This window comes from Kitasatospora sp. NPDC047058 (assembly GCF_040643935.1).
Lineage (GTDB): Bacteria > Actinomycetota > Actinomycetes > Streptomycetales > Streptomycetaceae > Kitasatospora.
Genome location: NZ_JBEYVJ010000430.1, coordinates 1 through 5,425 on the forward strand (window position 1 = coordinate 1; position 5,425 = coordinate 5,425).

General features: G+C 72.3%; 8 protein-coding genes. 6 read left to right on the forward strand and 2 right to left on the reverse strand.

Features of this window, described 5'->3' with window-relative positions; genetic code table 11:
* Both ABZ885_RS34640 and ABZ885_RS34645 read left to right on the forward strand, forming a co-directional pair.
* Window positions 1-379, forward strand: a 379-nt coding sequence (locus ABZ885_RS34640) for a nuclear transport factor 2 family protein (RefSeq protein ID WP_360197764.1), incomplete at its 5' end; no start/stop codon positions are given.
* A gap of 62 nt (window positions 380-441) precedes the next feature.
* Complete coding sequence (locus ABZ885_RS34645; protein ID WP_360197767.1) at window positions 442-1,086, forward strand: dihydrofolate reductase family protein; 645 nt, start codon at window positions 442-444, stop codon at window positions 1,084-1,086.
* A 38-nt stretch (window positions 1,087-1,124) separates the two neighbouring features.
* On the opposite strand, the gene ABZ885_RS34650 is transcribed toward ABZ885_RS34645, so the two are convergent.
* Window positions 1,125-2,012, reverse strand: a complete 888-nt coding sequence (locus ABZ885_RS34650) for a LysR family transcriptional regulator (protein WP_360197769.1) — start codon at window positions 2,010-2,012, stop codon at window positions 1,125-1,127.
* Between the two features lie 247 nt (window positions 2,013-2,259).
* Between ABZ885_RS34650 and ABZ885_RS34655 the strand changes: the two genes are divergently transcribed.
* The 4 genes from ABZ885_RS34655 to ABZ885_RS34670 all read left to right on the forward strand — a co-directional run bounded on the left by ABZ885_RS34655 (window position 2,260) and on the right by ABZ885_RS34670 (window position 4,737).
* Window positions 2,260-2,673, forward strand: coding sequence for a VOC family protein (locus tag ABZ885_RS34655; protein WP_360197772.1), 414 nt, complete (start codon window positions 2,260-2,262; stop codon window positions 2,671-2,673).
* Between the two features lie 27 nt (window positions 2,674-2,700).
* Window positions 2,701-3,165 (forward strand): YdeI/OmpD-associated family protein, encoded by a 465-nt coding sequence (locus ABZ885_RS34660; protein WP_360197775.1) that lies wholly within the window; start codon window positions 2,701-2,703, stop codon window positions 3,163-3,165.
* 87 nt (window positions 3,166-3,252) lie between these two features.
* The gene (locus ABZ885_RS34665; RefSeq protein ID WP_360197778.1) at window positions 3,253-3,663 is read left to right on the forward strand and encodes a DoxX family protein; all 411 of its coding nucleotides are present in this window, start codon (window positions 3,253-3,255) and stop codon (window positions 3,661-3,663) included.
* A gap of 180 nt (window positions 3,664-3,843) precedes the next feature.
* The gene (locus tag ABZ885_RS34670) at window positions 3,844-4,737 is read left to right on the forward strand and encodes a methyltransferase domain-containing protein (protein WP_360197781.1); all 894 of its coding nucleotides are present in this window, start codon (window positions 3,844-3,846) and stop codon (window positions 4,735-4,737) included.
* 234 nt (window positions 4,738-4,971) lie between these two features.
* Here the strand turns inward: ABZ885_RS34670 and ABZ885_RS34675 are convergent, their stop codons facing one another.
* Window positions 4,972-5,319, reverse strand: coding sequence for a hypothetical protein (locus ABZ885_RS34675; protein WP_360197783.1), 348 nt, complete (start codon window positions 5,317-5,319; stop codon window positions 4,972-4,974).
* Window positions 5,320-5,425: the final 106 nt, after the last annotated feature.

Here is a 5,425-nt window from a genome sequence, read left to right on the forward strand (position 1 = left end):
GTTCAGCTCGATCGCGTGGGCCAGCGGCATCGCCGGGTCGCGCTACGGCGGCGTCTACCGGGGGCCGAGCGGCATCGAGCGGTTCATGGCGGAGATGAGCAGGTACTGGAGCTCGCTGGAGTTCCTGGAGCACCGCTTCGTCTTCGACGGCGACAGTGCGGTGGTCTTCAACCGGGGCACCCTCACCGCACGCGACAGCGGACGACGGCTGGAGACCGCGGTCATGCAGCTGATGACCGTCCGCGGCGACCGGATCGCGGAGATCCGGCCGTTCTACTGGGACACCGTCGCCGTCGCCCGCACGCTCGCGCTCGGTTCCCCCGGTCCGGACGCTCCGCGGGCGCGTCGGTCGGCGGGCGAGCGGCCGGACGCGGGATAGCCTCGGAATCCGGCCGGCGCGGTCCGCCCGCGCCGGGAGCGCCCAAGCCCGGAGGTCCGCCCGTGTCCCTGGTCCGCGTCCACAACTTCTCGGTCTCGCTCGACGGCTACGGGACCGGCGAGGGGCAGAGCCTGGAGGCCCCGTTCGGCCACGCCGGTGACCGGCTCCACCGTTGGTTCTTCCCGACCCGCACGTTCCGGCGGATGCAGGGCAAGGAGGGCGGCGAGACCGGCGTGGACGACGCGATGGCCGCGGCCTGGGGCACCGGCATCGGCGCGGAGATCATGGGGCGGAACAAGTTCGGCCCCCAGCGCGGCCCGTGGCAGGACCACGAGTGGACCGGCTGGTGGGGGCCGAACCCGGTGTTCCACACCCCGGTCTTCGTGCTCACCCACCACCCGCGGCCGACCGTGGAGATGGAGGGCGGCACCACCTTCCACTTCCTCGACGCCGGCCCGGAGGAGGCGCTGCGCCGGGCCCGGGCGGCGGCCGGCGGCCTGGACGTCCGGATCGGCGGCGGGCCCAGCACGGTCCGCGCCTTTCTGGCCGCCGACCTGATCGACCACCTGCACGTCGTCGTGGTGCCGATCGTCCTCGGCCGCGGCGAGCGGCTGTGGGAGGGGCTCGAAGGCGTCGAGGAGCGCTTCCGCACCGAGTCCGTCACCAGCCCCAGCGGCGTCACGCACCTGACCCTCACCCGCGCCTGACGCCCCGGCGCCTCGGGATCATCGGACACGGGCGCTGATCAGAGCACGAGCGTGCCCAGGTCGCGCACGGTGCCGGCGAGCGCGCGGATCGCGTCGTTCTCGGCCTCGCCGCGCCAGACCAGCGCGTACCTGAGGGTGCCCAGATCGGGCACCGGCAGCCAGCGGATGTTCGGCATGCCCCAGTACCGGGTCACGTGGCCGGGGAAGGTCTGCACGATGTCGCCCATCGAGATCAGGCTGATCAACTCGTCCGGGCCGAGCACCAGGTGGGGACGCTCGATGGCACGGCCGCGCGGGGTGTGGAAGGGCAGGTAGCTGTCCTCCCAGTAGTCCGGGACGCCGGTGGTGGTGGCGTGCGCGAAGTCCGCGAACGCCTCCAGCCGCGCGGTGTCGCGCCCGGCGAGCTCGTGGTGGTCGGCCACGGCCAGCACCCGACGGTCGGTGAGCAGCACCGGGCCGACGGTCAGATCCGGTTCCTCCACCGGCAGCCAGGCGACGAAGACGTCCATGGCGCCGCTGCGCAGCGCGTCGAACGGGTCGGCGTACGGCGCCGGCCTGATCTGCAGCTCCCAGCGGGGATGGCGCCTGCGGAACGCACGCCAGTAGTGGTGCAGGTCGACGACGTTGAACGGCATCATGCCGACGCGCAGCCGCCCAGCCACACCCCGCCCGGCCATCCTGGCCCGCTCCAGCGACTCCTGCAGGCCGACGTACACCGGCTGCAGATCGTCGCGCAGCTGCCGGCCGACCTCGGTCAGCCGGACCGTACGGCTGGTGCGCTCGAACAGCGCGGCGCCGATCCGGCGCTCCTGCTTCTTGAGGGCCTGGCTGACGCGCGCCTGGGAGACGCGCAGGCGCTCGGCGGCCCGGCCGAAGTGCAACTCCTCGGCGAGCACCAGGAAGATCTCGATGTCCCGGATTTCCACTACACCCCCCGTGTCCTCGACCGATAACCCCACGGTTGTCGGTCAGCGCGGAAGTCTACGTTGATCAAGGTGGCGGTCGGCCGGGATGCTGGGCGGCATGGAACCACGCGCTGCGCGCCGGCCGGATCAACGGCTGCAGCGCCTGCGTCCACGCCGGCCCGGCAGCCGTCTGACGGGCCCGGCCCGGACCTGTCACGGACGACCCGCGAACAGGTGCCCGACATCCACGAGTGCAAGGAGACAAGACATGAAGGCGCACGTCAGCTCGATCCTTCTCGGCGTCCGGGACATGGACCGGGCCAAGCAGTTCTACACCGAGGGGCTCGGCTGGAAGGTCCAGAGCGACTTCGGCATCTCGGTGTTCTTCGCATCGGACGGCGCCTCGCCCGTGGGCTTCTACAGCCGCGAGGGCCTGGCCGCCCAGGTGGGCGCGGACCAGGAGGGCAGCGGCTTCAGCGGGCTGGTCCTGACCTACGTCGTCCGCAGTGAGAGCCGGGTCGACGAGATCATGGAGGAGGCCCGGAAGGCCGGCGCCACCGTCCTCAAGCCCGCCGGCGCTCTGCCGTGGGGCGGGTACGGCGGCACCTTCGCCGACCCGGAGGGGTACATCTGGAGCCTCGGCTACAGCGCCCAGGGGACCGACCAGCCCTACGCGGAGTAGCAGGGGTCGCTGCCTCACAGATCCGTGGTGAACCAGCAGGACGAACAGGAGAAGATCATGAAGTTTCGGGCCCACGTCGAGCCGCCTGAGCCCATGCGGGGACTGGAGGTTCCGCCCGAGGTGGTGGCGGCGCTCGGCGGGGGCTCGCGGCCGCCGGTGACGATCACGGTCAACGGGCATGCGTGGAAGAGCCGGGTCGCCCTCCTGCGTGGACGCCACCTGCTCGGCCTCAGCATCGCCAACCGGCAGGCCGCGGGTGTTGCGATCGGCGACGAGGTCGAGGTCGAGCTGGAGCTCGACACCGAGCCGCGCGTCGTCGTCGAGCCTGCGGACTTCGCCCGGGCTCTGGACGACGACCCGGTCGCCCGCGCCGCCTACGACGGCCTTGCGTACAGCCGCAAGCGCGAGCATGTGCGCGCCGTCGAGAGCGCGAAGAAGCCCGAGACGCGTCAGCGGCGCATCGAGAAGGCCATCGCCACCCTGCGGGGCTGAACCCCGGAAGCAAGACTCCGCACGGCGATGCGATCGCCGTGCGGAGGCATCACCCTGCCCAACTCCACCCCCCCCGAAGGGACAGATATGTCGAAGCGCCTGATGACCGGTCTGTACTGGTTCCTGGCCTTTGAGTTCATGCTGGGCGCCGTGACCAAGTACTGGCCGGGCGACACGATGTTCAGCTCGGCGTACTCCGCGAAGTTCGTCGAGTGGGGATATCCGGCCTGGATGCGCTTCGTGGTCGGCGCCCTGGAAGGCGTGGCCGCCGTCCTGCTGGTGATCCCCGAGAAGCGATCGCGCTTCCTGGGCGCCGCGACGCTGATGTTCGTGCTCACCGGCGCGGCCACCACCCACATCGTCAACCACGACCCGGTGGCGGAAAGCTGGGCCGCGCCGACCCACCTCGTCATCATGGGCATCCTCGCACTGGCCAACTGGCCCGCCGACTGGCGAGACCTCCTGCGGGCTCCTGCCCCGTCCACTGCCCACGTTTGAGGGGATGTGGTCGGTGTGGGCCGGTGCTCTGTGGGCGTGGTGAGATCGAATGCTCGTACCCCTTTCGGCGCGTCACGGTGCAGAACCGTGCTGGAGGACACGCCGGGTTCGCCGGCCGTGTGAGACATCCCTCGCCCGTCGTGGTGGCGCCGGCGGCTCGGGAAGGTCGACCATGTACTTATGACCTCCTCGCCCCGCCCGCCGCACGCCGATGGCCGACCGGATCCGACCGACGGGACGACTGCGCCCGGTGGAGAGTCCGCTGCCGCCCGCGGGTACCTGCTGGACAACGCGCGCGCCGAGGCCGGCGAGCGATTCGTCTGGCTGGCCGAGCTGTTCGACGGTGTGACGTGCGGGCACTTCGATCGACTGGGGGTCGGGGCCGGCTCACGCTGCTGGGAGGTCGGGGCCGGTGGCCCCGGTATCCCGGAGGCGCTCGCGGCGGCCGTCGGTCCGACCGGGCACGTGCTGGCCACGGACCTCAACCCGTCGTGGCTGAAGGCGGGCGACGGGTACGAGGTGCGCCAGCACGACGTCGCCGCTGATCCGGCCCCGGAGCCGGGGACGTTCGATCTGGTGCACGCCCGGCTCGTGCTGGTCCATGTACCCGACCGGGCGCGCGCGTTGGCCACGATGGCGGCAGCGCTGCGCCCCGGCGGCTGGCTGCTGATCGAGGACGCCGATACCGCTCTGCAGCCGCTCGCATGCCTGGACGACAGCGGCCCTGCGCAGCAGCGGGCCAACCGGCTGCGCGACGCGGTCCGGGAGCTGCTGGCGCGCCGCGGCGCGGACCTGCGCTACGGCCGGACACTGCCGCGGGCACTGCGTGAGGCCGGCCTGGTGGATGTCGCCGCGGCGGGCTCGTTCCCGGTCGGCGGGCTTGCCTGCGACCGGCTGGAGGCGGCGACCATCCGGCACGTGCGCGGCGAGCTGCTCGCGGCCGGCCTGGCCGACGAGGCCGAGATCGACGCACACCTGGCCGCCATCCACGCGGGCGAACTCGACCTGACACTCGCGCCGCTGATCTCGGCCTGGGGACGCCGTCCGGTCGAGCACCCTCCGGCACTCGGTTAGGTACGGATCCAGGCGTCGTCCGACCCGCCCACAGCGCTGGTCGTCGAGGGAGTCCAGGCGCTCGCGCAGGTGCGGGCTGCGCGTCAACGGAGCGGGGGCCAGCCCGCGCACGGGCTTCGAGGATCAGGGCACACGATCGACTCCCTGACCCGGACACCGAGCCGGCGCCCGCCGCCCCGGTGGGGCGGTCACGGACGCCGGGACGGTACGAAGGGCACCGCGCCCGTCAGGTGTTCATGATCGGTACGCGTCGTGATACGTGCGCAGCCGGGGGCCACGGATCGCGGGCAGCCCGACCAGGGTGTCCCTGAAGGCGCCGACATGGGGTTCCAGGGGGTACCAGGGGCGCGATGGCAGCGGGTAGTCGTCGCGCAGGACACCATCCGGGAGCACCCCGGTGGCGGGCGTCGGCGAGGTCTCCCCGGGGCTGGTGAGGTATGCCCAGACCCCGCCGTCCAGCGGCACCACCGTCGCCTCGCCCTCGGGTGGGCGCCACGGCTCGCCCGTGCCGGGGTGACAGGGGACGAGGAGGACGTCGGGGCGGGGCCGGGGCTCGGGGATGCCCGGGCCGGCCAACCCCACCGAGCGGGGGTCGGTCCCGAGAGCGCCTTGGAAAGGTCCTCGGCCTGCGAGCCCAGCAGCGAGAACGCGAGCTTGGAACGCTCGGACGGGTCCTTGACCTGCCGCA

What these genes read in the sequence shown, in the direction of transcription:
- ABZ885_RS34655 (WP_360197772.1), top strand. Translation starts at nt 2,260, where the DNA reads ATGAAGGCGCACGTCAGCTCGATCCTTCTCGGCGTCCGGGACATGGAC.
- ABZ885_RS34665 (WP_360197778.1), top strand. Translation starts at nt 3,253, where the DNA reads ATGTCGAAGCGCCTGATGACCGGTCTGTACTGGTTCCTGGCCTTTGAG.
- ABZ885_RS34670 (WP_360197781.1), top strand. Translation starts at nt 3,844, where the DNA reads ATGACCTCCTCGCCCCGCCCGCCGCACGCCGATGGCCGACCGGATCCG.